At 47.0% G+C, this 26,419-nt stretch carries 25 protein-coding genes, 1 tRNA gene and 1 pseudogene; 19 read left to right on the forward strand and 8 right to left on the reverse strand.

Annotated elements, in window-relative coordinates; genetic code table 11:
* Nucleotides 1-6 precede the first annotated feature (6 nt).
* The 4 genes from dapB to SIB66_RS09565 all read left to right on the forward strand — a co-directional run bounded on the left by dapB (nt 7) and on the right by SIB66_RS09565 (nt 3,326).
* Nucleotides 7-858, forward strand: a complete 852-nt coding sequence (gene dapB, locus SIB66_RS09550) for a 4-hydroxy-tetrahydrodipicolinate reductase (protein WP_063406982.1) — start codon at nt 7-9, stop codon at nt 856-858.
* A gap of 17 nt (nt 859-875) precedes the next feature.
* The gene (locus SIB66_RS09555; protein ID WP_063406981.1) at nt 876-1,532 is read left to right on the forward strand and encodes a hypothetical protein; all 657 of its coding nucleotides are present in this window, start codon (nt 876-878) and stop codon (nt 1,530-1,532) included.
* 369 nt (nt 1,533-1,901) lie between these two features.
* The gene (locus SIB66_RS09560) at nt 1,902-3,092 is read left to right on the forward strand and encodes an FAD-dependent monooxygenase (protein ID WP_081218001.1); all 1,191 of its coding nucleotides are present in this window, start codon (nt 1,902-1,904) and stop codon (nt 3,090-3,092) included.
* A gap of 21 nt (nt 3,093-3,113) precedes the next feature.
* Nucleotides 3,114-3,326, forward strand: coding sequence for a DUF2949 domain-containing protein (locus tag SIB66_RS09565; RefSeq protein WP_011130189.1), 213 nt, complete (start codon nt 3,114-3,116; stop codon nt 3,324-3,326).
* Here SIB66_RS09565 and SIB66_RS09570 read toward each other — a convergent pair.
* Nucleotides 3,317-3,835, reverse strand: a complete 519-nt coding sequence (locus SIB66_RS09570) for an adenine phosphoribosyltransferase (protein ID WP_011130188.1) — start codon at nt 3,833-3,835, stop codon at nt 3,317-3,319. The genes SIB66_RS09565 and SIB66_RS09570 overlap by 10 nt on opposite strands.
* Nucleotides 3,836-3,878: 43 nt before the next feature.
* Here SIB66_RS09570 and SIB66_RS09575 point away from each other — a divergent pair, with 43 nt between their 5' ends.
* From SIB66_RS09575 to SIB66_RS09585, 3 genes are all read left to right on the forward strand, one after another.
* On the forward strand, nt 3,879-4,478 hold the full coding sequence (locus SIB66_RS09575; RefSeq protein ID WP_236070335.1) for a DUF3038 domain-containing protein: 600 nt from the start codon (nt 3,879-3,881) through the stop codon (nt 4,476-4,478).
* Nucleotides 4,478-5,095, forward strand: coding sequence for a DUF4335 domain-containing protein (locus tag SIB66_RS09580; protein WP_063406979.1), 618 nt, complete (start codon nt 4,478-4,480; stop codon nt 5,093-5,095). Before SIB66_RS09575 ends, SIB66_RS09580 begins: the two co-directional genes overlap by 1 nt.
* 129 nt (nt 5,096-5,224) lie before the next feature.
* Nucleotides 5,225-5,626 (forward strand): hypothetical protein, encoded by a 402-nt coding sequence (locus SIB66_RS09585; protein WP_063406978.1) that lies wholly within the window; start codon nt 5,225-5,227, stop codon nt 5,624-5,626.
* Here SIB66_RS09585 and SIB66_RS09590 read toward each other — a convergent pair.
* Nucleotides 5,623-6,096, reverse strand: a complete 474-nt coding sequence (locus SIB66_RS09590) for an EF-hand domain-containing protein (protein WP_063407108.1) — start codon at nt 6,094-6,096, stop codon at nt 5,623-5,625. The two genes, SIB66_RS09585 and SIB66_RS09590, sit on opposite strands and share 4 nt — an antisense overlap.
* A 193-nt stretch (nt 6,097-6,289) precedes the next feature.
* Between SIB66_RS09590 and SIB66_RS09595 the strand changes: the two genes are divergently transcribed.
* From SIB66_RS09595 to SIB66_RS09610, 4 genes and pseudogenes are all read left to right on the forward strand, one after another.
* The gene (locus tag SIB66_RS09595; protein ID WP_011130183.1) at nt 6,290-7,015 is read left to right on the forward strand and encodes a response regulator; all 726 of its coding nucleotides are present in this window, start codon (nt 6,290-6,292) and stop codon (nt 7,013-7,015) included.
* Complete coding sequence (locus tag SIB66_RS09600) at nt 7,015-8,337, forward strand: ATP-binding protein (RefSeq protein WP_063406977.1); 1,323 nt, start codon at nt 7,015-7,017, stop codon at nt 8,335-8,337. Before SIB66_RS09595 ends, SIB66_RS09600 begins: the two co-directional genes overlap by 1 nt.
* 132 nt (nt 8,338-8,469) lie before the next feature.
* Nucleotides 8,470-9,399: a polyphosphate kinase 2 gene (gene ppk2, locus SIB66_RS09605; RefSeq protein ID WP_063406976.1), complete on the forward strand. Its 930-nt coding sequence runs from the start codon at nt 8,470-8,472 to the stop codon at nt 9,397-9,399.
* Nucleotides 9,400-9,742: 343 nt separating this feature from the next.
* Nucleotides 9,743-11,338, forward strand: a pseudogene (locus SIB66_RS09610) (iron uptake porin).
* Between the two features lie 449 nt (nt 11,339-11,787).
* Here SIB66_RS09610 and fldA read toward each other — a convergent pair.
* Nucleotides 11,788-12,312, reverse strand: a complete 525-nt coding sequence (fldA, locus tag SIB66_RS09615; RefSeq protein ID WP_011130179.1) for a flavodoxin FldA — start codon at nt 12,310-12,312, stop codon at nt 11,788-11,790.
* Nucleotides 12,313-13,260: 948 nt separating this feature from the next.
* On the opposite strand from fldA, the gene SIB66_RS09620 reads away from it, so the two are divergent.
* The 3 genes from SIB66_RS09620 to SIB66_RS09630 all read left to right on the forward strand — a co-directional run bounded on the left by SIB66_RS09620 (nt 13,261) and on the right by SIB66_RS09630 (nt 17,074).
* Complete coding sequence (locus SIB66_RS09620) at nt 13,261-13,674, forward strand: hypothetical protein (RefSeq protein ID WP_063406974.1); 414 nt, start codon at nt 13,261-13,263, stop codon at nt 13,672-13,674.
* Between the two features lie 769 nt (nt 13,675-14,443).
* Nucleotides 14,444-15,187: a type 1 glutamine amidotransferase gene (locus tag SIB66_RS09625; protein WP_063407106.1), complete on the forward strand. Its 744-nt coding sequence runs from the start codon at nt 14,444-14,446 to the stop codon at nt 15,185-15,187.
* Nucleotides 15,188-15,988: 801 nt separating this feature from the next.
* Nucleotides 15,989-17,074, forward strand: a complete 1,086-nt coding sequence (locus tag SIB66_RS09630; RefSeq protein WP_063406972.1) for a fatty acid desaturase — start codon at nt 15,989-15,991, stop codon at nt 17,072-17,074.
* A 97-nt stretch (nt 17,075-17,171) separates the two neighbouring features.
* Here SIB66_RS09630 and SIB66_RS09635 read toward each other — a convergent pair.
* Nucleotides 17,172-17,258 (reverse strand) — tRNA-Ser (locus SIB66_RS09635).
* Nucleotides 17,259-17,518: 260 nt separating this feature from the next.
* Between SIB66_RS09635 and SIB66_RS09640 the strand changes: the two genes are divergently transcribed.
* Nucleotides 17,519-17,971, forward strand: coding sequence for a hypothetical protein (locus SIB66_RS09640; RefSeq protein ID WP_063421642.1), 453 nt, complete (start codon nt 17,519-17,521; stop codon nt 17,969-17,971).
* A 43-nt stretch (nt 17,972-18,014) separates the two neighbouring features.
* Here the strand turns inward: SIB66_RS09640 and SIB66_RS09645 are convergent, their stop codons facing one another.
* From SIB66_RS09645 to nrdJ, 3 genes are all read right to left on the reverse strand, one after another.
* Nucleotides 18,015-18,272: a hypothetical protein gene (locus SIB66_RS09645; RefSeq protein WP_063406968.1), complete on the reverse strand. Its 258-nt coding sequence runs from the start codon at nt 18,270-18,272 to the stop codon at nt 18,015-18,017.
* 355 nt (nt 18,273-18,627) lie between these two features.
* Nucleotides 18,628-18,894, reverse strand: coding sequence for a spectrin repeat-containing protein (locus SIB66_RS09650; RefSeq protein ID WP_011130172.1), 267 nt, complete (start codon nt 18,892-18,894; stop codon nt 18,628-18,630).
* 172 nt (nt 18,895-19,066) lie between these two features.
* Nucleotides 19,067-21,409 carry a ribonucleoside-triphosphate reductase, adenosylcobalamin-dependent gene (gene nrdJ / locus SIB66_RS09655; RefSeq protein ID WP_197524598.1) on the reverse strand — a complete coding sequence of 781 codons (2,343 nt, stop codon included), beginning with the start codon at nt 21,407-21,409 and terminating at the stop codon, nt 19,067-19,069.
* A 126-nt stretch (nt 21,410-21,535) separates the two neighbouring features.
* On the opposite strand from nrdJ, the gene SIB66_RS09660 reads away from it, so the two are divergent.
* The 4 genes from SIB66_RS09660 (at nt 21,536) to SIB66_RS09675 (ending at nt 25,371) form a co-directional block, all read left to right on the forward strand.
* Nucleotides 21,536-22,216: a class I SAM-dependent methyltransferase gene (locus tag SIB66_RS09660; protein WP_063407104.1), complete on the forward strand. Its 681-nt coding sequence runs from the start codon at nt 21,536-21,538 to the stop codon at nt 22,214-22,216.
* Nucleotides 22,217-22,626: 410 nt separating this feature from the next.
* Entirely contained in the window at nt 22,627-24,309 is a 1,683-nt protein-coding gene (locus SIB66_RS09665) for a peptide chain release factor 3 (RefSeq protein ID WP_370520991.1), read from the forward strand.
* Between the two features lie 76 nt (nt 24,310-24,385).
* The gene (locus SIB66_RS09670) at nt 24,386-24,637 is read left to right on the forward strand and encodes a hypothetical protein (RefSeq protein ID WP_041374804.1); all 252 of its coding nucleotides are present in this window, start codon (nt 24,386-24,388) and stop codon (nt 24,635-24,637) included.
* A 38-nt stretch (nt 24,638-24,675) separates the two neighbouring features.
* Nucleotides 24,676-25,371 carry a CPP1-like family protein gene (locus tag SIB66_RS09675; RefSeq protein WP_063406964.1) on the forward strand — a complete coding sequence of 232 codons (696 nt, stop codon included), beginning with the start codon at nt 24,676-24,678 and terminating at the stop codon, nt 25,369-25,371.
* 378 nt (nt 25,372-25,749) lie between these two features.
* On the opposite strand, the gene SIB66_RS09680 is transcribed toward SIB66_RS09675, so the two are convergent.
* Nucleotides 25,750-26,382 carry an ABC transporter ATP-binding protein gene (locus SIB66_RS09680; protein WP_011130166.1) on the reverse strand — a complete coding sequence of 211 codons (633 nt, stop codon included), beginning with the start codon at nt 26,380-26,382 and terminating at the stop codon, nt 25,750-25,752.
* Nucleotides 26,383-26,419: the final 37 nt, after the last annotated feature.

Genomic DNA, 26,419 nt, shown 5'->3' on the forward strand with positions numbered 1-26,419 from the left:
CCTCCCATGACCTCAGTCCCTCCAGAGTTGATTCCTGTTGTGGTTGCTGGCGCACTAGGCCGCATGGGGGCTGAGGTCATCAAAGCTGTTCATCTCGCTTCTGATTGTGAGTTGGTTGGTGCAGTGGACACAACGCCAGGCAAGGAAGGTGTGGAGATAGGCGAGGAGCTTGGAATTGGTGTTCTTGATGTTGCTTTGACGTCCGACATTGAGGCTTGTCTTTGTTCTGTCAGCCAGTCTTTTCATCGGACTGGCCCTGGACAAGGCGCTGTGCTTGTTGATTTCACACATCCTTCAGTGGTTTATGAGCACACCAGGGCGGCGTTTGCCTATGGGGTTTATCCGGTCATAGGCACCACAGGACTCTCACATCAGCAGTTGGTTGATCTCAGTGAATTTGCAGCCAAAGCATCGATGGGAGGCGCTGTGATCCCAAATTTCTCTGTTGGCATGGTCTTACTGCAACAGGCAGCAGCAGCGGCTGCAAGCTTTTATGACAATGCAGAACTGACTGAGTTGCATCACAACCGTAAGGCTGATGCCCCGAGTGGCACATGTATAAAAACTGCAGAGATGATGGAGGAGCTCGGTAAAAGTTTTAATTCGCCTGAAGTTGATGAGCATGAATCGCTGACTGGTTCCCGTGGTGGCTTACGAGCTAGTGGCTTAAGACTCCATTCGCTTCGTCTGCCTGGATTGGTTGCCCATCAGGAAGTGATGTTCGGAGCTCCTGGAGAGAGCTATACACTCCGGCACGACACCATTGACCGTTCGGCCTACATGCCAGGTGTGTTGCTAACCGTTCGTAAGGTGCGACAGCTACAAGGTCTGGTTTATGGCCTTGAACGCCTCATCTGAAATTCATTTGCGTGTCGATGTTGGTCCCTTTGCGTCAAGGAGAGCTTCAGAGGCTTATCCCTGCAGTGGCCACCAGTAATCAATTCGCAGCGGCCCTTGGCAACCCTCGCAAGATTCTGCAGAGGGTCATGATCGCCGCCATTGGAGGTGTGATCACACTATTGATTAGTCAGAGCCAGCTGGCGAGCCGATGGGGTGCTGTCTGGCTTGTTGTTGGAGTGGCTCTTCTGCTCTATGTGCTTTGGGGCCCAATCGTTGAAGCGGGTCAGCGAAATGCAGTACTTCGTCGTTATCCGGCGGCGGCCATCTTCGAAGGTGAGGTGGCCAATGTGTTCACACGTGAACGAGTGCTGGAACGTCATGAGCAAGCGAACAAGCTTGGAGAATTGGAGCTTGTTGAGAACAGACGTACTTGGATTGTTCTTGAGTTAGAGGATGAAGATGGATATTTGGGTCAATTGAGCTTTCCGATGTCCAAGAAGCATCAGTTCATCCGAGCTGGATCTCTCATTCGTTGCCTTGTGCTGAGCGATCGCAAGGATTTCAGCCGTATCGCTGCACTGACTGATGCATGGTTGCCAGGGCAGCGGTTGTGGGTCGGGGAGTATCCCTTTTTGCTAAGGCCTGCATTTGAGGAGCTGTGCCAGTTGCGTTTTGCTCGCCAGACCAGCTGAATCGCGCTAAGAGATTTTTCTTGCCACTAGATTGAAGAGTCTTATGAGTGCAAATGGCATTGTTCGTTTGACTTATACAATTAGTAGATTCCTCTGTGAGGTTCTCAACAAGAGGATGGTTGATCAATCAATACTTTTAAGATTGAACACTTTTAGGATTTGCTACTGAAATACCGGGGGGTGCCAGCCAGTTAAAATCTCTGTGGATGCTTCGCCATGCTCAGGGATATTGCATTGCCCTTCACTTTTTGCAGAGATGGTTGGGAAACTGCTTTGAGGATCTTTAGAACATGATTGATCAATTCACAGCTATTGGCGATCTTGCAGCAAAATCACTAGTGATCTGTTTCTCATTTTCTGGTTGACCACTTGAACCGGTTCCACTCTGCAGCAAAAGGGTCTTTGCCAGTTGACATACGAGTGAAGATCCTTGGCGCTGGTCCCACTGGGACCCTTTTGGCGCTTGCTCTTGCTCGGCTAGGTAACAGCGTCACCCTCTGTGACCCCTTAACAGTTGAAGAGTTGCCAGCACGAAGTAGAGCCTATGCCCTTACGCATTCATCAAGGCGATTGCTTCAATCACTTGATCTATGGGCCTCACTGATTCCTCATCTCGCTCCATTTACAAGATTGCGGCTAGATGATCAGGAGCTGAATCGTCATACCTATTTTGAGGTTGATGATCTTTCAAGCCAAAATCAGCTTCACGGTGCCGTCGGCTGGATTCTTGACCATCGACCATTAATGGAATTGCTGATTGATCGTCTTCAGACATCTCCAAAGGTGCTTTTGAATTTGGGGAGGTTTGATGATCATCATCTCGATGGGCACGATTTGGTTGTTGCGGCTGATGGTCCGAGATCTCTTACCCGGCAGGCATGGGGTATCAACACTTGGAACCATCCTTATCAAAATGGGTGTTTAACCGCCAAGGTGCTGCTTCGGGGTGCTGATCCTTTGATGGCATATGAGCTTTTTCGTGCTGAAGGTCCTCTAGCTGTCTTGCCAATGGGAGGTGAGGTCTTCCAGATGGTTTGGAGTGGTCCTTTGAGACGATGCCAAGAACGTGCTGGTCTGTCTCCTTCGTGCTTTCTTGATCATCTTGCTGCGGTGTTACCTGATGGCCTTCAGCCAGATGTGCTCTTGGATCGTCCTGCGGCATTCCCTCTCCAACTCGCCTTTGCCTTTCGTTTGCAGCGAGGTCGTGGCGTCCTTGTGGGTGAATCGGGGCATCGCTGTCACCCTGTCGGAGGACAAGGGTTGAATCTTTGTTGGCGTGACGTAAGCACGTTGATGAAGCTTGTGAAGAATGTAGATGAGGGCAAGTTGCCTGTTGAGAAGTTGCCTCAGGTCTATGCCCGCAAGCGCATTTTTGATCTCGTGTTGGTTGGTTTATTTACTGATCTGATCGTGCGCTTTTTCTCCAGTCGAAACATCCTGTTGCTGATGGTTCGACTGCCGCTGATGTTTCTTCTGGCTCGCCTCTCGTTGTTGCGTCAGTTGCTTTTGAAGGCCATGACAGATGGACCCATCACAGTCATCAGATTGTTGCCAGAATGATCGTCTACTGCAGTTGGTTAAATGGTGATCAGTAGCCATCCGCAGCCCTCATTCTCACCCCAGTTACTGCAGTTTTTGCAACAGAAACTCGGCCTTAGCGAGAACGCTCTGAACTTGGGCTTGCGTCAGGCAGAACTTGAGCAAGCACCTCTGCCGGTCGTGCTTTGGAGTTTCGGTTTACTCAGCTTGGCTCAGTATCAGCAGGTTCTCGATTGGGAAAATGATCAGGAGTAGATAATCAGTGACTTCACTGGTATCTCAACTGGAAGTTGCTGCCGCCCGCCCAGAGCGGCTAATTCGATCACAAAACCACATCCCACCAGATCGCCACCAGCTTTCTCGATTAACTCGACTGTGGCTCTTGCAGTTCCTCCAGTCGCCAGAAGGTCGTCCACCAATAAGACACGGGGATGACCTTGCAGAGCATCCGCATGGATCTCGAGCCGATCGCTGCCGTACTCCAGGGAATAGTCGATGCCAAGAACATCACCAGGCAATTTGCCAGGCTTCCTAACCGGAACAAAGCCGATTTTCCGATTCGTTGCTAAAGCTGTTCCCACAATGAATCCACGTGATTCGATTCCGACAATTAAATCGGGTTTGAGTTCTGTGCAGAGATCTCCTAGTTGTCGCATCACTTCATCCCAGCCATCGGGATCACGCAGCAGGGGACTGATGTCCCGAAAGAGAATTCCAGGTTTTGGAAAGTCTGGTACGTCTTGAATGAGGTGGCGAAGATCCAAAGAGTGGTGACGCAGGGGCCTTAGGCCTGGCATCATCGCAGCCATGATCAATGCAACAACCACTTCAGATCCTTCATCAACTGTTCAGCCACAGAAACCCTTTGAGCAAAAGCAGAGCGGCTTGCAGAACAACACCGTTCTTGGCAGGAGAGGACTTGAGCGTCTAGACCTTCTCTTGCTTGTGGTCGAATCACTTGATCTCAATGGTGGTGAGGCGATGCTCTGGGCAACCAATCAGTTGGGTTTGCAGAAACAGTTCCCCAACCGGGTTGAGCTTTGGAAGCGACGTTGTCACAATCCACTGAGACGCGCTACCCGTCGAGGTGACCTCAGTTCTATTGATACTGAGGCTTTGCTTCGCCTGCTTTGTTTTATGGCAAGCCGTCTTTATCCCCTTCTTCATCAGCTGCTTTCTTCACGTGAACCAGAAGAACTCAATTTGCAGCGCTGGACTTTGCTTGATCAGCGACTGCGCGATCTGATCGAGGAGAGGATGAATCCTCGGCGAGGAGCTGTTCAGCGTCTGTTGAGGCCAGAGCAATCTCAGCCTATTCAGCGTGAGCTGGTGCTTACGCTTGCTCTTGCTGCTGGTAATGGAGGAGTCGATCGCCTGCGCGCCAGCCTGCTTGATCCGACCCCCTGATGCTGAACCTCTCTTTCCGTTATGACCAAACGGCAGTCCGCCTTCAGGTGGAGGGCCTGCCAGATTCCTCCGCAGGTCACGGGGATGGTGTTCTAGGCATCCTGTCGGGATGGCGGCTGCAGTTGGTTGGTTCACCAGAGCTAGAAGGCAAGCGTGAACATTTGCAGGCCTTGATGGCTGCTGTGCTCCCCTATTCACGCCACCGCATTTCTGGTGTCAGTCGAGCTTTTGGTGACGAAACCAGTGTGGTTGTTATCTCTCCTGTTGGGGACAGACATCAACTGCTTTTGCGTAGTAGTCAGCCGAATGTCCCTCCTCTCACTCTTAACCTTGATGATGCAGAGCTTGCTGATCTCGTGCGTTGTCTGGATGAACTTCGTCTTGACTCACGAGTGCAGGTTCACTGGGAGTTGCCAATTGATTACCCATTGCCTCGTCAGGAATTGGCCGAGCGAGTCCCTCTTGGCCAACGCTTAGGAGCTCCATTGATTGGTGGCGCAGCATTGGTTTTGATTGCAGGTCTTGGTCTGTTGCTGCCTGTTCCACGCAATCCAGATGGAACGCTGTCCCCTGCCACTTCTAATGCGCCAGAGTTGCAATCACGTTCTGATCGTTGACGAACAGATCTTGCAGGCCAGAATTACGGTCTATTGAAAACACTTTTATACCTCCCATTTGCAGGTATGCAGGCTTGAAGATCGAATTAATCGTGTCCTGTTGAAGCGGACCCCCTACTGACTTATCCCATGAGCAGTCCTCTTCGAAAATTCAATAACTCAGATCGTCAACGTCAGGTTTTCCGCAGATCTCGACCAAGAAAGGTGCTTCCTCTTTGGCGTCAATGTGTTGAATCGATGCTGATGTTGGTTGGCGGCATCGGTTTATTAGCTTTTTTGAACTGGATTCCTCAAAGACTCGATGGGGTGGTGATTGTCAGCGAAGCAATCGCTGATCTGATTCGCGGTATCACTCATCTGATTGAGGCCCTTTTGGGTCTTGGTTCGGTGATTTTGTTGGCTGGACTCGTGATGCTTGGACTAACCCTTCTCCTTGGTGGCAGCTGGCGGATGTTGAGGTTTTTTACACAACTATGGAGTAGGCCGAAGAAGGTTTCCAGAAGGCCAATCCGTCGCCATAACCGTCGTTAGTGCTTGCGAGGATAAGGATGCGGCGCCAGGGATCTTTGCAGCATCCAAAGTTCCTCCATCGTTATATCTCTATCGTTGTTTAAATCGAGTTTGTTGAAGTTGTTGGCCAGCCAGCGGATTGACTGAGCTTCATCGCGATTGAGTTTCCCATTGCCGTCGATATCGGCTTGCTTGAAACGTCGTTGGAGACGTTTACCGTTTGGATGAGTGCCGGGAGGTCGCAAGTCCTCTAAAACTAAATAACCTCGTGAATTGTTTCTATTCAGCCTTCTTATCAGGTAAGTCTTTTCTCCAACCTCGCTTGCATCCAGCCGACCATCGCCGTTGAGGTCCAATCGTAAGAACATGGCTTCCATGCGCTGGCCGTAATACTCAATGCCATCTGGTAGTGCTTCGGCAGCGGTTTGGTTCAGCAGAGCTCCAGCGCTGATCAGTCCTGCAGTGATGAACCTGAAAACCTTTGACTGCAATGATTTCGGCCAGCAAAGAGGGGGCCTTGGCTGATTTGTCATGCAATCAGCCTATGGATCGTGTCCAGCAATGTCGATGACTGAACTATTACCAAAGCTCTTTGAGCTGTGACATGCTCCAACCCCTTTAAAAAAAGCGATAGAGATTGTCTATACCATCGAGGAACAGTGGCTTCTAGAGCACGCAATAGTGATGGAACGCTCCTCGATGATCTGGGTTGTGGACGATGACCCAGAACTGCGTCAGATGGTGGGTACCTATCTGATTGACCAGGGTTATGACGTTCGCTGTCTCAGCGATGTCAAGCAACTGGAAGCACGGTTGGAATTTCAACGACCTGATCTTGTTGTCCTTGACTTGATGCTGCCGGGTGATGATGGCCTTTCCGCTCTGCGTCGTTTGCGTGATGCAGGGGATGATTTGCCTGTTGTGATGCTTACCGCGAGGGGGGAGGCCGTTGATCGGATCATCGGTCTCGAGCAAGGTGCAGACGATTACCTTGGCAAGCCATTCCTTCCACGAGAGCTTTCTGCTCGTATTGAAGCCGTTTTGAGACGGCGCTGTGCGCTTCCCGCTGGCACCCCTTTAGCCGAGGGTGGCGATGTGGTTTTTGGTGGGAATGTGTTGAATCTTTCTGCTCGTACCCTGACCCAAAATGGTTCTCCAGTTGTGATTACGAGTGGAGAATTCAGCTTGTTGTCCGCCTTTGTACAACATCCTCATCGCCCTCTTTCTAGGGAAAGATTGATTGAACTCGCACGTGGGCCAGCTTGTGATACAGATAGTCGAAGCATGGATGTTCAGGTTTCGAGGGTGAGAAGGTTGGTCGAACCCGATTCCAGTCGACCTCGCTATATCCAGACGGTATGGGGCTATGGATATGTTTTTGTCCCTGATGGTGAGCCCAGGTCTCGCTGATGACGCGGACACAACGCAGGTCGGCGATCGTGTTCACTTCTTTGGGCTGGAGTGGCGTTGTTCTTGGCAGTTGGGCGCTTTGTTTATTGGTTTTGCAGGTGCTCTTTGGCCGACAGTTAGAGATGCTTCAGACCGTTCAACTTGGTCGTGATCTATCACTCAACGTTCGTCTTACTGAGTTAGCTCTTGAGCGGTATCCCCCTGCTTTGGTTTCTGAGCTAACAGGGCTGGATCTAGCAGTGATCGATCGACCACCAGAGCCGCCCCGATTTGATCATTCTCTTCAGCGGCAAACAGATGCGCTTCAGAGGCAGCTATGCCAACGACTCTCCCATTGTCCAATTTTGGTTCCTTTCTCGGCTGAAGCTGCGCAACGTGGAGCTTGGATTGAACTTATCTCCCCTTTAGAGCCCGTTTGGCTCCGAGTTGGACTGCGTTCCGCGTTTGGTTGGCCACCGGAGCCAATCATGTTTGGGCTGGCTTTGGTTGGTGCCGTGGTGATTTGTGGTGGTCTTTTTCTTCTCTTTCAGGTTGATCGACCGTTGAGGGGGCTGGAAAGGGCTCTCGCTCGTGTTGGCGATGGTATTGATCCTGAGGCTGTAGCAGCAGTTGGAGCTCCTGAAGTTCAACGCCTCACACAACGTTTCAATGCAATGCTTTTACGCTTATCGGCCAACCGCCGTGAAAGGGCAACGATGCTTGCAGGCATCGCCCATGATCTCAGAGCCCCCATAACTCGACTCAGTTTTCGGCTGTCTTTGCCATCCCTCAGTGCTAAGGATCGTGAGCAATGTTCAAGGGATTTAGAGTCTCTTGAGCGAATTACCGGCCAGTTTCTTCTTTTTGCCGGTGGTGGTGATAGCGAAGCCTTGGTGGAGTTGCCTCTAGAGGCGTGGATGGCAGAGGTCTGCGCTGCTCATTCTGCCGACTTTCTGAGGCTTGATCTTCAACCTCTTATGGCCAAGGTGAGGCCTGTTGCCTTGGGACGAGCAGTTGTCAATCTCATCGACAATGCATTTACCTACGGTTTAGCCCCCGTGACTGTGTCGCTGCGTGGCTTTGAACACAGCTATCACATCGAAGTTTGGGACCAGGGGAAAGGCATGCCAATGGATCAGTGGGAGCGAGCCTTACAACCTTTTCAACGCTTGGATGAATCACGTCGGGAACAGGGGCATAGCGGCCTCGGGTTGGCGATCGTTGCTCATGTTGTTAGTCGACATGCAGGCCAACTTAGTTTTGTTGCTTCTGATGGAACCACTGAAGATCAACCTGGTCGATTTGCCGTAAGGCTTCAATTGCCTTTTAATCCTCCTGACTAGTCATTGGCGTAAAACGCCGTTGATATTTTCAATTGTTTATGTCAGATTGCTCAAGGATTGAGAAAACTTGATTGATGTTTTATTTTTGTCACTTTAGCAGGCAATACAAGTTTGCTTTGCTAGAAAGATGAAATGGGCAAAGACAAGAACAAGAAACAGAAGAAGGCTTCTGTGTCATCAGAGAGAATCAGTGAACTGGATATGGAAAGTCTGGATGCTACTGATCAAGATATCCAACATCCATCAGCACTTTTAGATGGTCTTCATTCAAGTGTTCAACGTCTCAACAAGAAGCTATATGAGTCTGAATTGAAGAAGTTTCAGTCTGATTTGGTGAGGATGCAGTACTGGATAAAAGCCACTGGTTTTCGCATGATTGTGCTGTTTGAAGGCCGTGATGCAGCTGGGAAAGGGGGCACGATCAAAAGATTGACAGAACCTTTGAATCCCCGAGGTTGCCGTGTTGTGGCCTTGGGAACTCCATCAGATCAACAAAAGACCCAGTGGTATTTCCAGCGATACGTTGATCATTTCCCTAGCGCTGGAGAAATTGTCGTGTTTGATCGCAGTTGGTATAACCGCGCTGGAGTGGAACGGGTCATGGGTTTTTGTACACAAGATGAGCTAGACCGCTTCTATCAAGCTTGTCCTCAATTTGAAAGGATGCTCGTACAAAGTGGCATTCTTTTACTCAAGTATTGGTTTTCAGTTAGTGACGTACAACAGGAGGCCAGATTCCAGTCAAGGATTAACGATTTTACGCGTCGTTGGAAGCTTAGCGAGATGGATCTTGAGGCTCGTAATCGTTGGGTTGAATTTTCCAAAGCAAAGGATGTGATGTTTACTCACACCAATATTCCTGAAGCTCCATGGTTCACCGTAGAGGCTGATGATAAACGTAGAGCTCGTCTAAATTGCATTCGGCATTTGCTCAGCAAGGTCCCCTGGGAAGACATGACACCGCCGGCCATCAAACTTCCAGCTAGGCCTGAACAGGGTGAATATGAGCGCCCACCAATTAATGAGCAGTTTTTTGTACCCAATGCCTATCCTTATGATTGATCTTATTGGACTCCTCCCATTAATAATGTTTCTATCATAGTAGTCAGTACTCCTCAGTCTCAATACTATCTTGCCGAATTTAATGGTGTTGCCTATGTGTCGACAGTTTTATTTTTACAAGGCTAGCTTTCAAGTCTAACCAATAATTAAGCCAGGTCTTTCGTAGAGATTCATTGATTAGAGCGCCTTCAATTGCATGTCAAGTTTTATATGCAGAATTCGATGCTTGATCTTGATACTATCGCAATTTCTGTCGGTATAGGCACTAATAGTCTTTCAAAGGCTAATGCTAATAACAGATCATTATCATCCGCCTTTCTCCCCTATCTGTGTGAGGAACCAAATGAAACTCTTCCAGCAATTGCTGGTGGCACCTGCTGCCTTGGGCCTGATGGCCCCTATGGCTGCTAATGCCGCAGACCTAGACATCAAAGGTGTGTCCGATTATTCGGCCTCCAGCGAGCAGGTCACCAGCATCTCCCAATTCCAAGATGTTTACCCAACCGACTGGGCTTATCAGGCTCTAAGCAACCTGATTGAGCGCTACGGCTGTGTAGCTGGCTATCCAAGCGGTAGCTACCTGGGCAACAGAGCAATGACCCGCTTTGAAGCGGCTGCTCTATTGAATGCCTGCCTCGATCGCATCACTGAAGTCACCGACGAACTACGTCGCTTGATGCAGGAATTCGAGCAGGAGCTCGCCATCCTCAAGGGCCGTGTTGATGGCCTAGAAGCCCGCGTTGGTGAACTCGAAGCCACTCAGTTCTCCACCACCACCAAGCTTGTTGGTCAGGCTTCCTTTGTTATCGGTGCAAATAGCTTTGCTGGCTCACTTGCCGACGTAAGAGATATCTATAACAAAGAGTGGGGTGCAACCAGCTTCAACTATGACCTTGAGCTTGTGTTGAACACGAGCTTTACAGGTAAGGACTCACTGTCTACTACTTTGCGTGCAGGTAACTTCGGAAAGACTGTATTCGGAGGAGATGGACCCACAAACCTCTCGACCTTGGAAGTTGCGTCTGAGTCAGAAACTGGTGCCGATCTCGTTTATATCGACAAGATTTTTTACCAATTCCCGATTGGTGAGAACTTCACCGCAACTCTTGGCGCAATCGTTGGCCAGGAAGACATGCTTGCAATTTGGCCAACGGCCTATGCAAGTGATGGATCTTCAACGGTTTTGGATGTCGTCACATTACCTGGTGCATCAGCTGGTGCTTTCAACAAAAACCTGGGTCAGGGCGCTGGTATTTGGTGGGAGAACAATGGTTGGGCAATCAGTGTCAATTATGTTGCTGCCAATGGACGTAACGGTGATCCCAATTCCAATGATGATCTTTGTGGTGGCATAGCTAATAATTGTTCAGCTGGAACAGGAACTGCTCAAATCGGATATATCGATGAGCAGTGGGGTGTCGCTGCGACCTAGAGCTATCTTCAAAATAATGATCTTGTCCTTTACTCTAGTATGGATGTAGCTGATAGCTACGGATTCACTTCTGAAACCGATAGCTATACAAATGCCTTCGCATTGTCTGCATACTGGATGCCTCAAGAGAATGGTTGGATCCCTTCAGTTAGCCTTGGCTGGGGCATCAATTCAACCAGCTTTGAGGATGACCATGATGTTTACAAGGGAGAAGTTTCTCAGTCGCAGTCCTGGATGGTTGGTCTCGAATGGAATGATCTGTTTGTTGAAGGTAACGCTGGTGGTTTCGCGATCGGCCAGGCACCATTCGCAACAAGGCTTAAAGGTGGTGGCACACCTCATGATGGAAACTATGTTTCAGAGCTTTGGTATAAGTTCCAGGCGACTGACAACATTGTTGTTACCCCAGGCCCCCTCTATCTGAGCCGCCCTGCCTCAGGGCTTATGGATACTGATGAAACACTCAACCAGTTTGGTGGTGTATTGAGAACGACATTCAGCTTCTAGATAGCAAGCTTTGACTTGCATCAACAGCTTGAAATTTCAAAGTTGTGTTTGAAGATAATCCAGAGCTTTTTTACACTCTATCATATGTAATTGAAGATTGCAAAAGGCGTTTGCAATTTTTACTTGATCAACTATTTGTTTAATCCATATAGGCATTACACATTTCACGGTAATAGAACCTAGCGAATTTAATGTTTAATAGATTATCCTGCTTATCGCTTTAAGGAACTAGCAGGCCTGATTAAGCTCGCGAACAATCTAATAATCTCAGAGCAAAGCATGAATCAGATATATTTGATAATTTTATCTTTACTGTGGTGATGAAATATGTTATTTCTTCATCGATTATTACCAGGCTATTAATCGATCGATGAGATGTAAAAAAAAAGAGTGGATGAGTTGTTTGCAATTGTGATCTCTTGTTTAATAGAGATATCTTGTAAGTATCATTAATTTAACGCAGGTATCTCTTGCTTGAGCTGAATTGCCCATGACATCAGTCGATCATCCGTCATGTCCGATTCGCTGTCTTCATCGAGGGGTAGACCACAGAACTTGTCCCCTATTAAACTCTTTGAATCTTCGAATGTATAACCATCTTTTGAGACATATCCCACCATTGTCGCTCCTGCATTTTTGAAGCATTGATGCAGCTCTTCAATAGCATCACAGAAGTTTTCGGTATAAGTCGATGAGTCTCCGAGCCCATAGATTGCGACTTGTTTACCACTAAGGCTTAGCTTGGAGATGCCTTCGAGCATTGAATCCCACGCTGTACCAGATCGTTCACTATCTGCACCTGTGTTCCATGTTGGAATACCGCAGATAATCGCATCTAAATCGTTTAGCGGGCTTAAGTCCTGTAGATCAGCTAAATCCTGAGGTGTATTAGTGCCATTGAGGAGAGGATGAAGCCGATCAGCAATATCCTCAGTTTTACCTGTTGTTGTTGCAAAGTAGATGCCGACAGCCATGGATTCAATAAAAGCAAACCAGTCTTAATGCAGCAAGGCTTATTAATGTCGTCCATTATTAACTCAATGCCGTGCTTATTTATACAAATTATTGATTGTTCTAGACGTCTCTAAGATTTTCCTTTGCAAGCAAGCTCTGTTGCAGGCATTTTATCAATGAAGGAAATGTGGTTTTTATGAAATTTAGGGTTAGACCAGGCAATGATTTGTTCAATCTTGTCTCTTTAACAAACTGAATCATTAGTGAGGCTTGTTAATTGAATGAGGCTCTTGCTAGATTAGCCTTTAAAGAGCTGCAGGATTTGAATCAAATGAGTGATTTATGTTCCTTCAAAACAATATTCTATATGCCTTCACCATGATTTTACTTCTTCGGCAGAATGTGTTAGTAAGACTTTCTATTTATTCTTAAATTAATAATCATCTTGTTTATATTATCAACCTCTGCTGACAGCGTTTATTCACTATCGCTTGGTTTATTTAATTTCTAATGATTTAGCTTCAATAAAGCTAGTATTGACATTATTCGATTCATGTCTCATGGTTAACGAAATCAGGATTGTCATTGGTTGTGGGGATTATTGTTAAAGGATTCTTTTGAGCTTTGCTCTATAGGCAGCAATCTTTATACCTTTGTGCTTTAACTCAGCTGATGGCTTATCCGTTGAGGCGTTCCATCCAAAATCCGGCTAACTGCCAGCTGGTCCAAAGAAATATACCTAGGAATGCCCAGTTCATCCATACAGGGCGTTCTGGGTTGTCCATCCTCGTACTCATGATTAATTCAAATCATGGCAGCATTCCCTCATTATTCAATCTGGATGAAGGAATTGATGCACTCTCTGGATTTGGCAATGTCTCCTTAGAGTGATTTCAATACAGCCTTTTTGCTTTTCTTGCCATTGCAGGCCTGTTAACCCGTCATGATGGAGGATCCGATGATGCCTTATGGCAGATGCTCCCTATCTAATCGCCTTGGCCTTGCTTGAGCAAAATGGTAAGCGTGCACTACCACTTTCAGGTAAATCACAGTCTCTCCCACCGAGCAATGCGGACGTTGGTGGTCAACAGGCGCGTCATGACATGCCATCAGATGATGGCAAGGCCCTTGCGTTGGAATTATTGCTGCGCATATGGCAACGTACAGATGACGGCCCCTTGAACCGAGCTGTTGGAACAAACAGCTTCCTACTTGTAGAACTGCCAATGGAGCGTTTACCGGAGGATCTACCCGCAATCAAGGCAGCCTGGATCCAAAACGGAGACTTCTCGAGCTTCCTTCTGGATTTAAAAAAAATAGCCGACAGAGGCTGGACCCTAGAGTTTGCTAAATATCAGCCAGTTAGCTTCAAGGCTTGGTAATGGGTCGGCTAAGCAATTATATTCTGCGATTATTTATGATTACGGTTTTAGACTTTATCACTATCAACTCTATTGTTCATTGACTATACATTGATTTTCACCTACTTGGTGAGGTCGATTTTTATATATAAACCAGCATCTCTATAGAAGCTTTTATTCGAGTGCAACTTGTCGATCATAGATGCAAGATAAAAAATGATTTCTGCTGTGAATCTTATCGATTGATTAACTATAATCTTTCTATTCGATATTGCTTACTTAGATCATTTGGCCTTCATGATCTTCCAATAGATGTTACTTTCAGAGCCTCGAGATTGAAGAAAAAACTCCTACTGACTCTATACCTTATTTTCCCTGTGAATTTCACTCGAAGCACTCGCTCATTTGCAATTGGCTGCTTGATTCTCTCACTTTGCAGGTCTAAGATCAGTCATGCTCATCATGATGCTGATTAAATCCTCCAGACAGACGCTGAATTATTATGTAATCAGCAGCTTATATCTTTTTATGGTTGAAATGCTTGCGCAATGCTTTCGTCCAATGACCTTATTGCTTTTCGTGATTCTATAATAAATCAAATCTGCCTTTTGTAAATGTCATTGATAACCAAAAGGTATTATTTTATAGCCACTGTTTTTTTCTTGCTTTAGTTGCATTTATTTGTTTATTGAGCTCGTTTCAGCAGCCAACCCTTATCAATCAGGCTGTTGCTACTGCTGTAGCAGTTAACCTCAACAATATTAGTGTGACAAATTCATTTTCTATTCAAATGACACGCCTCTTTGTTGTTCAACATTTAGACCGTGAAACTCCTGGCTTGTTTGAAGACCTTGCACAACAACACGGCATGGCAGTCCATGTCATCCGTGTGGACCTAGGGGAACCTTTGCCTTCTTTGGTTAAAGGAGATGGTTTGCTGGTCCTAGGAGGGCCGATGGGCGTAGGCGATCTGCATAACCCCGCCTGCCCATGGTTAGAGGATGAGGTTCTTTTAATTCAACAAGCCTTGGAGCATCAGATCCCTTTTGTTGGTGTGTGTCTTGGTGCACAGTTACTTGCACATGCTTGTGGTGGTGGCGTTGAACCGCTGTTGGGCGGCGATCCACCGCGACCACTTGCGGAAGTCGGGTGGGCACCAATTACATCAACGCTCAAGGCAGGAAATCAGTCAGTCATCAGGTCTTTAATCCAGCCACTGGATGTCTTGCATTGGCATGGCGACAGGATAATTCTGCCTAAAACTGCCAACGTTCTTGCCAGTAGTGTTCGCTGCCGTGAGCAATTGTTCAGAATTGGCTCATTGGCTTATGGCCTCCAGTTTCATCTAGAAGTCGAGGATAAAGATGTTTTTCGTTGGATTGCTGAAGACAATGATTTCATCTGTGCAGCCCTTGGCGATAACGCAGCAGATATTTTGCGTGATCAGCAGAAATTGTATAGTAGTAGCAGTAGACCTAGGCGGCTAAAGCTACTTTCAGATTTATTTTGCGAGCTTTGGCCATCACATTTTTAGATCATCAGATATTCTGCAATCTATTGCTGCAGAATTTTAACTATTTAAAGTTTAATTGATCAATTTAAACTTAACAAGCCAGTCTCTAGGTTCTATATATATATCGATTGCATTCTTGTTAGAATTTAGATAGACTATGTTTTGCGGCAATCATTGTTTTCTCGCAAGTGTTAGCTTGATTCCATTTTCTACTTTAACAACACTATTCACGACTGTCTGGAATTCTTTTAAAACAAAGAAAACTCCGCAAAAATACTAAGATTCTCTTTCATCGTCTTTTCACGCCCCATTCTATTATTTTCAATGTGCATTTTGCCTATTGCAGGCCAGTAAGGATTTGCCTTTGCCTTGATGATTATGTCTTTATGGCATTATTTTCCTATCTCAGCATGAATTTCTTGGAATTTTTCGCTGACACTCTAATTCGGATTCGCATATGAATCAAAATCGATTTATTGCCTGATCTATTATAGTTTTAAATATGATGCTTTGTCGTCATTATATTTATTTGAAGAGGATTTGGCTTGGATCTCTGCTTCTCCTGTATTGTTACTCAATGAAGTTCTCAATACCTTTTAAGCGCTGCTTGCCTTGCCAACATCACCAGAGCAGTTGCCCCATATGTGTTTAACCCGCTTAGCGATTTCATCCACCTCTATGCTAAGGCACAGTTTGCTGATAAAAGTGGCATATTAGAGGGACACTTCAAACGTTAGCCAGATCCCAACACAATCCTACGATCCACCAATCCCACCAGAGAACAGGCCTCTAAACAGGACTGATTTCGTCATTGAGCCCTACTTGCAACGCAGTGACCCTTGGGCTTGTTGGCAGTTGTTCTCCACTCTTGTTCCGATCGCTGGATTATGGCTCATGGTGGCATTGATTGGGCATGCATCCTCTCCAGTTGGCCTGAAGGCCGTTCAATTTTTCATTGTTCTTGTCCTGTTGGTTTTGCTGTCGTCTCGTTGCTTTGCTTTAATGCACGATTGCGGACACGGTTCTCTTTTTCACTCCCGATGGCTCAACCGTTCAGCCGGTTTTTTTCTTGGAGTGCTGAATGCGATACCTCAGCACCCTTGGTCACGAGGCCATGCTTATCATCATAAACACAATGGAAATTGGCAGCTTTATCGAGGCCCTTCAGCTTTACTAACTCTTGCTCAGTATCAATCTCTATCTAAAATCAACAAGTTTATATATTTTATAAGTCGGCATCCATTGATGTTATTTCCTGGTGGTTTCTTTTACCTCATAATCAAGCCTCGATTGGCCTTAATCCTGGGATTAATAGAATATTTTTGGTCTAAGTGCCGTCAATTTGTTTTAGGTCTTCGAGATGATGGCTGGAACAGTATTAATAGTTTTCGTTCTCAATTACTGAAGCATCAGTCAAGTTATTGGTATACCTCTGGAGAATTAGCTGATCTTCTGGCTAATAATCTCTTAGTACTAGTAAGTTGGTTATTAATGAGTCGATGGCTTGGAGTCGGTCTGTTTTGGACTTGTTACTCGTTGGTGATGACAGCTTCGGCAGCAATCTTTATTTGCATCTTTTTTGTTCAACATAATTTCGAAGGTTCCTATGCTCATGGCAATGACGACTGGAGCTACTTTACTGCAGCAATTGAAGGGAGTAGCAATTTAGATATTCCACTATGGCTTAATTGGTTTTTTGCAGATATTTCTTTCCACAGCATTCATCATCTTTGCGAGCGGATACCTAATTATAGATTGAAGGCATGCCATACACATAATAAAGCACTTCTGCATGGAGCAAAGAAATTACGAATTTTAGACATACCAGATTGCTTTGCTTATATTCTTTGGGACTCAGACTCCAATAAGTTAGTCACCCTTGCAGAAGCAAATCTACAATCTGTTTGACTAGACCATTTTAATTGTAGATATTCTATTTGCTTTCACCACAATCAATATAGAAACTGTTTTGAAATCTAATTATCTGATATTACGGTAACTAAAACGGAGAGGGTGGGATTCGAACCCACGATGCCCTTGCGGACATGCTGGTTTTCAAGACCAGAGCCATCAACCACTCGACCACCTCTCCCTCCACTGACTCGATCAAGTCAGCTTTGATATTTTAAACCATGACATTTACCTTTGCTTGAGAATGCACCCCCCCAAGCTTTTTGTGCCTAGTTCTTTGATTGGGTTAATCTCTTACCCTCTCCTTTCTTGGTAAAAGCAATATCTCATTTATATTGTAGGGGTGTATTGACTATACTCCGTCGATATGTCAGCCTATTGAATTGCTTTCAGATCCTTTGACCAATTATGTTTGCTAATGAATGACTTGAGAAGTTATTGATGCCTAGTAAGCCTCGAGATCGGCTCGGAGAAGTTTATGGTCGCCTAACTGTTGTTCGTGCGTCCGATCGCAGAACCGCAGCAGGCAATTGCTATTGGTGGTGCCGTTGTAGCTGCGGCAATGAACGTGAAGTTCCGAGTGACTCTTTATCTCATCGGTTGAGAAAGAAAAAGAATATTACCGAATGCATTGAATGTTCTCGTGAACTCACAACTGAGGCTGTTTGTGATAAGAATGATCGTGAGGAGAATTTAAGAAGAAAGCAGGCGCTATTTAATCGAAAGTATCTTGTAGGCAAGGTTCCAGATCAATGGCTAAAACTTCCCTTAACTGATGCTCATGCCAGGGAAATCGGAGTAAAGAAATTTTTCAGAGGCACCTATTGTCTCAATGGTCACCTTTCTCCTTATCGAATCAATGGTGGCTGCTTGGCTTGTAATAGATCTGAATAGGATGCCTATTAACCAATATTCCATGTACTTTGATTAGTATTGCTTACCAAGCAGCCATAAAATTCATTCCCGTAGCCCATATCCCCATGCCTACCAGGCAAGCGCTAACGGCTCCCATGCCTAAGCAGCCAATGCTCACTACACCCATGGATACCACTCCAATACTTACAAGGCCCATCGGCACGATGCCGATTGTAATGATTCCACGCGGAGCAATCCCAATAGCAAAAATCTTTGCTAAAGCGGAAAACTCTTCTCCTCGTTTCGATTGATTCGGTCCATCAACAATTTTGGGCTTCATGCTTGTATGGCTTCACGTTAATAGTAATACCCTAAAGCCACTTGCCTATCTCTAGCCATCCCAAACACTAATCAATTAATTAGATAGGAGGATGGTTAATGTATTTATCCGTCGATTAAGGCAATATCAGTTTTTTAAACGTGTTTTTTTGGTTTGTTCGAGGCATGTGATTGATAGGTTTTCTTACGTAGATATCAGTGATGAATATGCAGAATGAATTCCACGCTTCTTGGAGTCTCTGCTTCATACTTCTTGTCACATGCCTGTTGAAAAGTTGTTAACTATTGATGTGTTGGTCTATCTATCATTCTTCAGGTTCATGAGCATCGTGTTTACGTGTATCTAAGGCAATATTTTAGGTTTTTACACTCACCATTCGAAGTTTATTTTCGCGGTCTTCCAGTAGTGTCCTTAGCCACTTGGCGGCGATCGCACGAGAGATGGTGCGATTATGTAGAAATTCACAAATCACCAGATATAAGGGGCCTGTATTGGATTCAATATTGAATTGAGCATCGTATGCAAGTAACTGCTCATCTGTTTGACAAGCCCTGAGTTTGTCGACTATTGCTTCGCGTGTGCTTTTACTCATCGCATTGACCTTGATCTTGGCAGTGCTCATTGGCTTAAGGAGGTGTAGATCGAACTTGCCTCACCCCATAAATAGCCACCTATCGCTTTTGGTTGCAATGGTCTTTACCAACCAATTGATTTGGTTTCGTCAGAATTTTATGCCTCTTGCCTAGAGATCCGTTCTGGTGAACCATCCAGCACGGATCCCATCAGCGTTTTTGTCAGCTCCCAGGTTTGGCAAGTGGAAGTAGGCATTTGTCTGAGTCACAGCCTGCCGGCCCCGCCTCCATCAGTTCACCTTGGTCATAGGAGTGAAGAGCTTCGAAGAAGTTGCTCCTCACCCTCCGATTAACCACCTCTGCTTGCAGGCGCTCGAATGTGTTTGCATCGATCGGTTCAAACGGCAAGCGTGGGAAGGTTGCATTGTGGGCATCGAAGCGAGCAAGCAGCGCAGCAGAGATGTAGCCCTCACTGTTGTCAATGGCCTGATGCAATGCTTCGCCCAGACTCTCTATCTCATCCTCACGCAGTTCGATCGTCGCTGAAGTGTTGTGGGCCGTGTAATGGCTTTGCACTTGCATGTAGAAATCAAATTGAGCTAGTGCTGAGAAGTTATTGATATTGACAGCATCGGCTCCAGGCAGGTTGGCCCAGCTGACTTCCGTGGGGATTTCAACCAACCATTCGCTGCAGCGTGGATCAAATGGATCATCCAGCAAGCGCCCCTGCTCATCTTTATCAGACTGAGACGGCACAACGGTGTATCCGTAGTCCATACATGCCATCGCCACTGGATCATTCTTGCGGAAGGTAATCCGACGAATGAAACGCTGGGCCTTAGGAGGATGCCATCCCGGCGCTGCTCCTGTAAGCAGACTTTTCGTTCCGGCTGGTTGAACTGTGGTGCAACGGCTAGGGCGACGCAACTCGTGGCGATCGCAATAGTCCCAGACAGTTTCGTTGACTATTTTTTTCCAACGGATCAAAAAAGATGCTTCCTTTTGCTTGAATTGGCGACCTTCATCTGTGTCTGGTCGACCGTTTTCCCACCATCTGAGCCAGGCAGTACCGAAGGCATGGACGAAGAAGTCAAATAAACCAGTAAAACTCACGCCCACAATTGGATCCCAGGCACGGCTTTGGCGATATCTGGGAACTTCAAAGCGATGGTTTAGTAGGCAGGCAACAGATAGAGCAGCAGCTTTGAAAGCATCGGCTTGACCGTCTTCATCGCAAGGGTCGATTTGGTTGAGATGGATCTCGGCCAAATTGCAGTGAAAGTCGGCTCCAAGAATTTCCCCGCATGGGTTTAGGCCATAGCGGCCTAGTCGATGCTCTAGTTCGCTGGCATCGATCGGACCGTGGTTGGTCTGCAACCAGCGACCTGCTTCGTCTTTTCCCTGATCGCAGTAGATCCCAATGAATTCCTGGCGTAATTCTTGTGTGGTGAGCAGGTCTGCATTGGAGCGAGCAATGGCCTCTGGTGCGAATTGAATGGCACCCTCTCCAGAATGGAATTGTTTTCTTACGGCTTCAACCACAATCGATCGGCTCGGTCTGTTGTGGTAAACCCTGGTGTGATTGGCCATGCGTAGCGCATCTTTTTCGGGATCGATGCGCCAATTACCTTCGGCATCTTGTTGCCAGAGATTTTCTTTGGCCTCTGCAGCTGCAAGATCTTCCGCCGAGAACTGACGCATGCCAGCACTGCGGCGTATGTTGCCTGCCACGATCGTTACTGCTGCTTCGTCGATTAAGAGGCAACACTCCACTGAAGTGAGGCGACGGCCGACTGCTTTACCAAGCAGTCGAGCGACACGGGTATAAAGATCCTTCAGCTTCACTGGATTGGCCATGCCACCAAAGCCCTTGAGGGTCTCGCCTACTGGCCTTACGTCTGAAAGGTCAATACTCACATTGATGGTTCGTCCAGCGAAGCGCTCATCGCTGCATAGTTCGAGTAATAACTGATAGCTGTCAACCCAGCCACGACGTGTGTCTCCAACCTTGATCAAGACGTTGTCGTTTTCAATGCTGTGCGTTGTCTGCTCTTGTCTTTGATGTGCTGCTGTTAGGCCAATATCTGTGACGCCAACGATTTTGATGGGGTTGCGAACCACCGGAAGCTGATCAATCAAGTGAGGTTCAATGACAGCACCAGTTCCGCAGCCCATCATCGCAAGGTCCATCATTAGACCAAAGGCTTCCCAGTCCACCAGGTTGGTGGATGTGCAGTTGTAGGCACCTGAGAAATTCTCTGCTCTTTCGATCCAATCAGTTCCACCGATCCATAGCCAACGACCAGAGGGGAGAGCCTTTTTCTCGGCTTGCATGCGCGACATCAGCGCTACTTCCTCAGCTCTGAGTTTGCCGAGTTGCTGCAGTCCTTGGAGGTTGCGTGTGCTGACTTCGTTCCAGCTTTCTCGTCCCGACGAGGTGCGGCGGCTGTAAGTGCGATAAAAAACCGGGTTAGCCGCTGGAGCCGTGGCAGGGAAATCACCACGCTGTCCGCTGGCTTCTAAGGCTGTCATTGCTATCTCAGGTCTGCTCGAAGTCAGGGTCATAGGTTGGCTTATGCCGATAAGTACGGGAACGCTACCGCCACTCATGGTGTCTGCAAGCTTTAGTAACACCATCGACAGTGCCTGGTTGAGACTAGTGAGAAATCTGATTGAGATCTTGTGAAGCGTTTGCCTGAGCCGGAGTTAATGGATGATCCGCTTCAGGCCAGGGCCTATGCCGAAGCAGATTTCTCTTGTGGTGATGAGGCATTAATCCAACGCTTGCAGGAGTATCTGATCAGCTTGTGCAAGATTCCTTCTCCAGGCAGCATGATCGTTGATCTTGGTTGTGGACCTGGAAATATTTGCGAGCGTCTCCAGCGGCTCTGGCCTGAAGTGATGGTGCTTGGCATCGATGGTGCGCAAGCGATGCTTGATCACGCTTTGCAACGGCAAAAAACGATGGCCGCTGAACTTAAGCGACTGACCTATCGCTGTTCCAATCTTTCATCACTCGTGAACCAATGCGTCGATTTGAAATGTTCGGCTGCTCTCGTTGTTAGTAATAGCTTGCTTCACCACCTTCATGACCCCAATCTTTTATGGCAGGTCACTAAGTATTTAGCAGCCCCAGGTGCGTTTGTTTTTCATCGCGATTTGCGTCGACCCTTATCGACGAAACATGCTATTGCGCTTCAACAAAAACACATGCAGGAAGCACCTTCTATTTTGATTCGTGATTATTTGGCGTCTCTGCACGCAGCCTTCACCTTGGAAGAGGTGCAGTCACAGCTTGTTCATGCAGGTCTAGATCATTTGCATGTGATCGAAGTTGAGGACAGGTATCTCGACGTATTCGGCACGATCTAACTGCATAGGGTCAGTTTCATTTATGAGGCCTTTTCGCCTGTTTTCACAAGTGAGAGCGCAAGTCTTTTCCCAACAATTGAGTTGTCGCTGAAGAAAGTATTGAGATCAACGTTGGTGTTGCTGCCATGGCCCTCAGGTAGGGCTCAGTACTAGAAATCGATGATCTTGGTTGCGTCTATGGATCAGAATGATTGAGTACGCTTAAGCACTTTGCCAAAGCAGTATTTCTCACTGAGATGAGTTGAGATTGAAAAACTGATCACAATCAATCATTGACAGAGGCTGAAATATCACCTTTACACCTGCCGCGAAGTGAATTCCTTGTCTTATGAATCTTAGACCCAGTCAAAGGCTTGATCATTTATCGCACCTTTAATATGCACTTGCACCCGCCAGATCTTCGTCACAGCTTGACCTCTCTTCCCGATTCCACGAGCCCGCCGATTGATTCGGCCTCTTCAATCGATATAGATCAAGTCCTTGAGGCCTCGTTGGCTGAGGCCATTAGCCGTCGCCGCAATTTCGCGATCATTTCCCATCCAGATGCGGGGAAGACCACCCTTACAGAAAAATTGTTGCTTTACGGAGGTGCGATCCAGCAAGCAGGGGCTGTTAAAGCCCGTGGTGAGCAGCGCAAGGTGACCTCCGATTGGATGGAGTTGGAGAAGCAGCGGGGTATATCGATCACCTCCACCGTGCTGCAGTTTGATTATGCAGATAACACAATTAACCTTCTTGATACCCCCGGACACCAGGATTTTTCCGAAGACACTTATCGCACCCTGGCGGCTGCAGATAATGCAGTGATGTTGGAGGATGCAGCTAAGGGTTTAGAACCTCAGACCAGAAAATTGTTTGAGGTATGTCGCATGAGAAACATTCCAATCTTTACTTTCATAAACAAGATGGATCGTGCAGGGCGGGATCCTCTGTTGCTGTTGGATGAGATTGAAGCAGAGTTGGAGCTAATACCTTGGGCCGTGAATTGGCCTATTGGTAGTGGGGAGTTGTTTCGTGGTGTTATTGATCGTCGAACTAGAAATGTTGTTCTTTTTACAAGAGCAGAAAGGGGCCGGCAAGCCAGTGAACGCCACCTTCATCTTGACGATCCGGAATTGCCAAGCCTTGTCGAGCAGGAGCTTTTGGACCAAGCTTTGGAAGAGTTAGAGCTCTTGGAAGCAGCAGGTGCAGAGCTTGATCTGGAATTAGTCCATGCAGGCGAGTTGACACCTGTGTTTTTTGGTTCAGCAATGACCAATTTTGGTGTAAGGCCTTTCCTTGATGCCTTTCTTGAGATGGCGCAGCGTCCGGTAGCTCGTTCTACAAGTGAGGGCCCTGTTGATCCTCTGCGACCATCCTTTAGTGGCTTTGTTTTCAAATTACAGGCCAATATGGATCCTCGCCATCGTGATCGTGTCGCCTTTGTAAGGGTCTGCAGCGGACGTTTTGAAAAGGATATGACAGTGCGCCTAGCACGAACCGGTAAATCCATACGTCTATCTCGCCCACAGAAGTTATTTGGCCAAGAACGTTCGGTCGTTGATGATGCCTATCCAGGTGATGTTATTGGTCTAAATAATCCTGGTATGTTTGCGATTGGTGATACTCTGTATACAGGATCTAGAGTTGAATACGAGGGTATACCATGCTTTAGTCCTGAGATATTTAGCTGGTTACGTAACCCGAATCCTTCAGCATTTAAAAATTTTCGCAAAGGAGTTAATGAGTTAAGAGAGGAAGGTGCTGTACAAATTCTCTACGATACTGATCAGAGCAAGCGGGATCCGATTCTTGCTGCAGTAGGTCAGTTGCAGCTTGATGTTGTTCAGCATCGTTTAGAAAACGAATATGGCGTTCAGACCCGTCTTGAACCTATGGGGTTCCAGGTGGCACGGTGGGTCAGTGATGGTTGGCCTGCTCTAGATGAGATGGGACGGATCTTTAATTGCAAGACCGTTCAGGATGCCTGGCAGCGTCCTGTTCTCTTGTTCAAGAACGAGTGGAATCTTAACCAGCTTCTTGATGATCACCCTGCGTTGGAACTTAGTGCTGTTGCGCCTGTGGTTAGTGGTGTAGAGCCGATCAGCCTTTGAGCGTTGGCCTTAAATCTGCTTTCCTGACGAAAATAACTCGCGATTCACTGCTCTAGTTAGCCAGAATCGTTAAAGAATGTTTTCAGTGGTAGTGGACAACCAATGGCTGATACGCCCCTGTGTTGATGGTGGCACTGAGTACGTTTGCTTTCGTGCTGCAAGCTGCAATGATCAACCTGAAAGGGTTGAAATGCTTGTTGGCTTCCACCTTCCACCACAGATGCCGTTGCTCAAGAGTAGGCAGTGGATGGGACAGCAAGAGGCTTTGGTTTGTTGCAAACAGCTCCAGAACAGCCATGGCTATCGCTATGGTTCACCCCTCTTTTGAGCTGGTCTCGATACGCTCAGAGTAGTTCACGTAGATCCATGGCCTCGGGCAGCGGCTCCAGTTCGAATCCAGGGTCGCAGGATCCCTACTCCATCCTTGGTCTTGAACCAGGAGCCAGCTTCGAATCTGTGCAACAAGCAAAGGAAAAGCGGCTTTTAGAGGTAGGCGATGACCTTCAAGCCAGGGCAAGGGTTGAAGCGTCTTATGACGCTGTTCTCATGTCCAGTCTCAAGGAACGTCAGCTTGGCAAAGTGAGCAATGCTGCAGTTAATGCCTCTCAGCGAGAGGAGCTGCAGGTCGAGACAGCTGCTCGTAGTGGTGGAAGCAATGCTCTGCTTACACGCCTACGCAATATCAATTCATCAGCTGCTAACAACAAATCAGGAGAATTCTGGCCGAATCTCTCTCTACCTGAAGGACAGGGCCTCACGGTTCGATTGGTCTTGGGAGGACTTGCCTTATTGCTTGTGATTGTTGCTCCTGTTGGAAGTACGGAGCTTATCCTTGCTGTATCAACAATTGCTCTGTTTCTCAGTCAGATCAGACGAGGTCGTCGCCCACTTGCATCATTGGGCTGGAGTGTTCTCTTGCTTGCTAGCGGCTTGATTCTTGGGGGACTCCTCCTGCAAGCCATGACAGCTATACCAAGCGTTACCCTGCCGATTACAGGAGACCAGCTTGAAGCGGTGCCAACAGTGTTATTGCTTTGGGCTGGTGCACTCCTTTTGGCTTGATTAGATAAGACCCATGTGAACAATGGCTTGCTTTCACTATATAATTAACTGATAAAAAGCTCTTGTTTTACTTTTAGCTAGCAATTAAATATTCCTTTTGAATTGTTGTTTAATTCAATATTGCGAGCTTCCTGCAGAATGCTTTTGAGTTCTTCAGCAAAAAGACTTAGTGCTGCAATACTTGTCGGCCCTCAAGCCGTCTTGGAAGTAATTTTTTTAACTTCAACAACTACCTATTGATTTAAAGATCAAGACATATTTATAGATCGCTGACCCAATTCGCTTTTGAAGCGTTACTTATCAATGGTTGGCCATTGTGAATTGCTTTTCTGTGACTTTCGATTGCGAAGGCAGCTAGTTATCTAAGTTGATTGAGAGTTATTGAGGCAGCTTATGAAGCCGACCTGAATCGAGCCGATACGCTGCACTTGACAAGCCCACAAAGAGTTCTGGCTCATGAGTGGCCACGATTAACAACTGTTCTCGTGCAAGCTTGGAAAGCAGTTCCAATACCTCATCACGTACTGACCAATCAAGCCCGGCGGTGGGTTCATCAAGCAGCAAAATGGTTGGCTTGCGCAGCAACTGAACAGCAAGGGCAAGCCGTCTTTGTTGACCTCCACTGAGACGTTCCGGTGCTTGCTTCATGTCGATTTGAGCCAGTCCCACCTTTTGTAGTGCTTGTGTTTGTTCCACACTGGTGAGTCGCCGATGCCCTAAGCGCAGCTCCTGGGCAACAGTTAATCCAAGAAAGTGCCGCTCTGGGAATTGAAAGACGACCCCACACATCCAGCGTCGTTGACGCTGATTTAAGGGTTTGTGTTCCCAGTAAATGGCGCCTTGTTGAGCACTTGCAAGTCCACTGATCACCTCTAGCAGACTGGTTTTGCCACTTCCACTAGCGCCAGCTATTACAACGGGTTGGCTCGCATGAGCAAGGAGATCAACTCCCTGCAGCACAGGTTCTTCAGATGTTGAGGGACGGTATTGAATGTCTTTCAGCTCCAGCATGAGCACCTCACTTCTCTGCTCACAGCAGCTAATGATC

It is taken from the genome of Prochlorococcus sp. MIT 1318 (assembly GCF_047304505.1).
Lineage (GTDB): Bacteria > Cyanobacteriota > Cyanobacteriia > PCC-6307 > Cyanobiaceae > Prochlorococcus > Prochlorococcus marinus_D.

Bases quoted from the DNA above. Each gene is read 5' to 3' on its own strand.
- dapB (WP_063406982.1), top strand. From the start codon at position 7: ATGACCTCAGTCCCTCCAGAGTTGATTCCTGTTGTGGTTGCTGGCGCA.
- SIB66_RS09555 (WP_063406981.1), top strand. From the start codon at position 876: ATGTTGGTCCCTTTGCGTCAAGGAGAGCTTCAGAGGCTTATCCCTGCA.
- SIB66_RS09565 (WP_011130189.1), top strand. From the start codon at position 3,114: ATGGTGATCAGTAGCCATCCGCAGCCCTCATTCTCACCCCAGTTACTG.
- SIB66_RS09575 (WP_236070335.1), top strand. From the start codon at position 3,879: ATGATCAATGCAACAACCACTTCAGATCCTTCATCAACTGTTCAGCCA.
- SIB66_RS09580 (WP_063406979.1), top strand. From the start codon at position 4,478: ATGCTGAACCTCTCTTTCCGTTATGACCAAACGGCAGTCCGCCTTCAG.
- SIB66_RS09585 (WP_063406978.1), top strand. From the start codon at position 5,225: ATGAGCAGTCCTCTTCGAAAATTCAATAACTCAGATCGTCAACGTCAG.
- SIB66_RS09595 (WP_011130183.1), top strand. From the start codon at position 6,290: ATGGAACGCTCCTCGATGATCTGGGTTGTGGACGATGACCCAGAACTG.
- SIB66_RS09600 (WP_063406977.1), top strand. From the start codon at position 7,015: ATGACGCGGACACAACGCAGGTCGGCGATCGTGTTCACTTCTTTGGGC.
- ppk2 (WP_063406976.1), top strand. From the start codon at position 8,470: ATGGGCAAAGACAAGAACAAGAAACAGAAGAAGGCTTCTGTGTCATCA.
- fldA (WP_011130179.1), bottom strand. From the start codon at position 12,312: ATGGCTGTCGGCATCTACTTTGCAACAACAACAGGTAAAACTGAGGAT.
- SIB66_RS09620 (WP_063406974.1), top strand. From the start codon at position 13,261: ATGGCAGATGCTCCCTATCTAATCGCCTTGGCCTTGCTTGAGCAAAAT.
- SIB66_RS09625 (WP_063407106.1), top strand. From the start codon at position 14,444: ATGACACGCCTCTTTGTTGTTCAACATTTAGACCGTGAAACTCCTGGC.
- SIB66_RS09640 (WP_063421642.1), top strand. From the start codon at position 17,519: ATGCCTAGTAAGCCTCGAGATCGGCTCGGAGAAGTTTATGGTCGCCTA.
- SIB66_RS09645 (WP_063406968.1), bottom strand. From the start codon at position 18,272: ATGAAGCCCAAAATTGTTGATGGACCGAATCAATCGAAACGAGGAGAA.
- SIB66_RS09650 (WP_011130172.1), bottom strand. From the start codon at position 18,894: ATGAGCACTGCCAAGATCAAGGTCAATGCGATGAGTAAAAGCACACGC.
- nrdJ (WP_197524598.1), bottom strand. From the start codon at position 21,409: ATGACCCTGACTTCGAGCAGACCTGAGATAGCAATGACAGCCTTAGAA.
- SIB66_RS09670 (WP_041374804.1), top strand. From the start codon at position 24,386: ATGTTTTCAGTGGTAGTGGACAACCAATGGCTGATACGCCCCTGTGTT.
- SIB66_RS09675 (WP_063406964.1), top strand. From the start codon at position 24,676: ATGGCCTCGGGCAGCGGCTCCAGTTCGAATCCAGGGTCGCAGGATCCC.
- SIB66_RS09680 (WP_011130166.1), bottom strand. From the start codon at position 26,382: ATGCTGGAGCTGAAAGACATTCAATACCGTCCCTCAACATCTGAAGAA.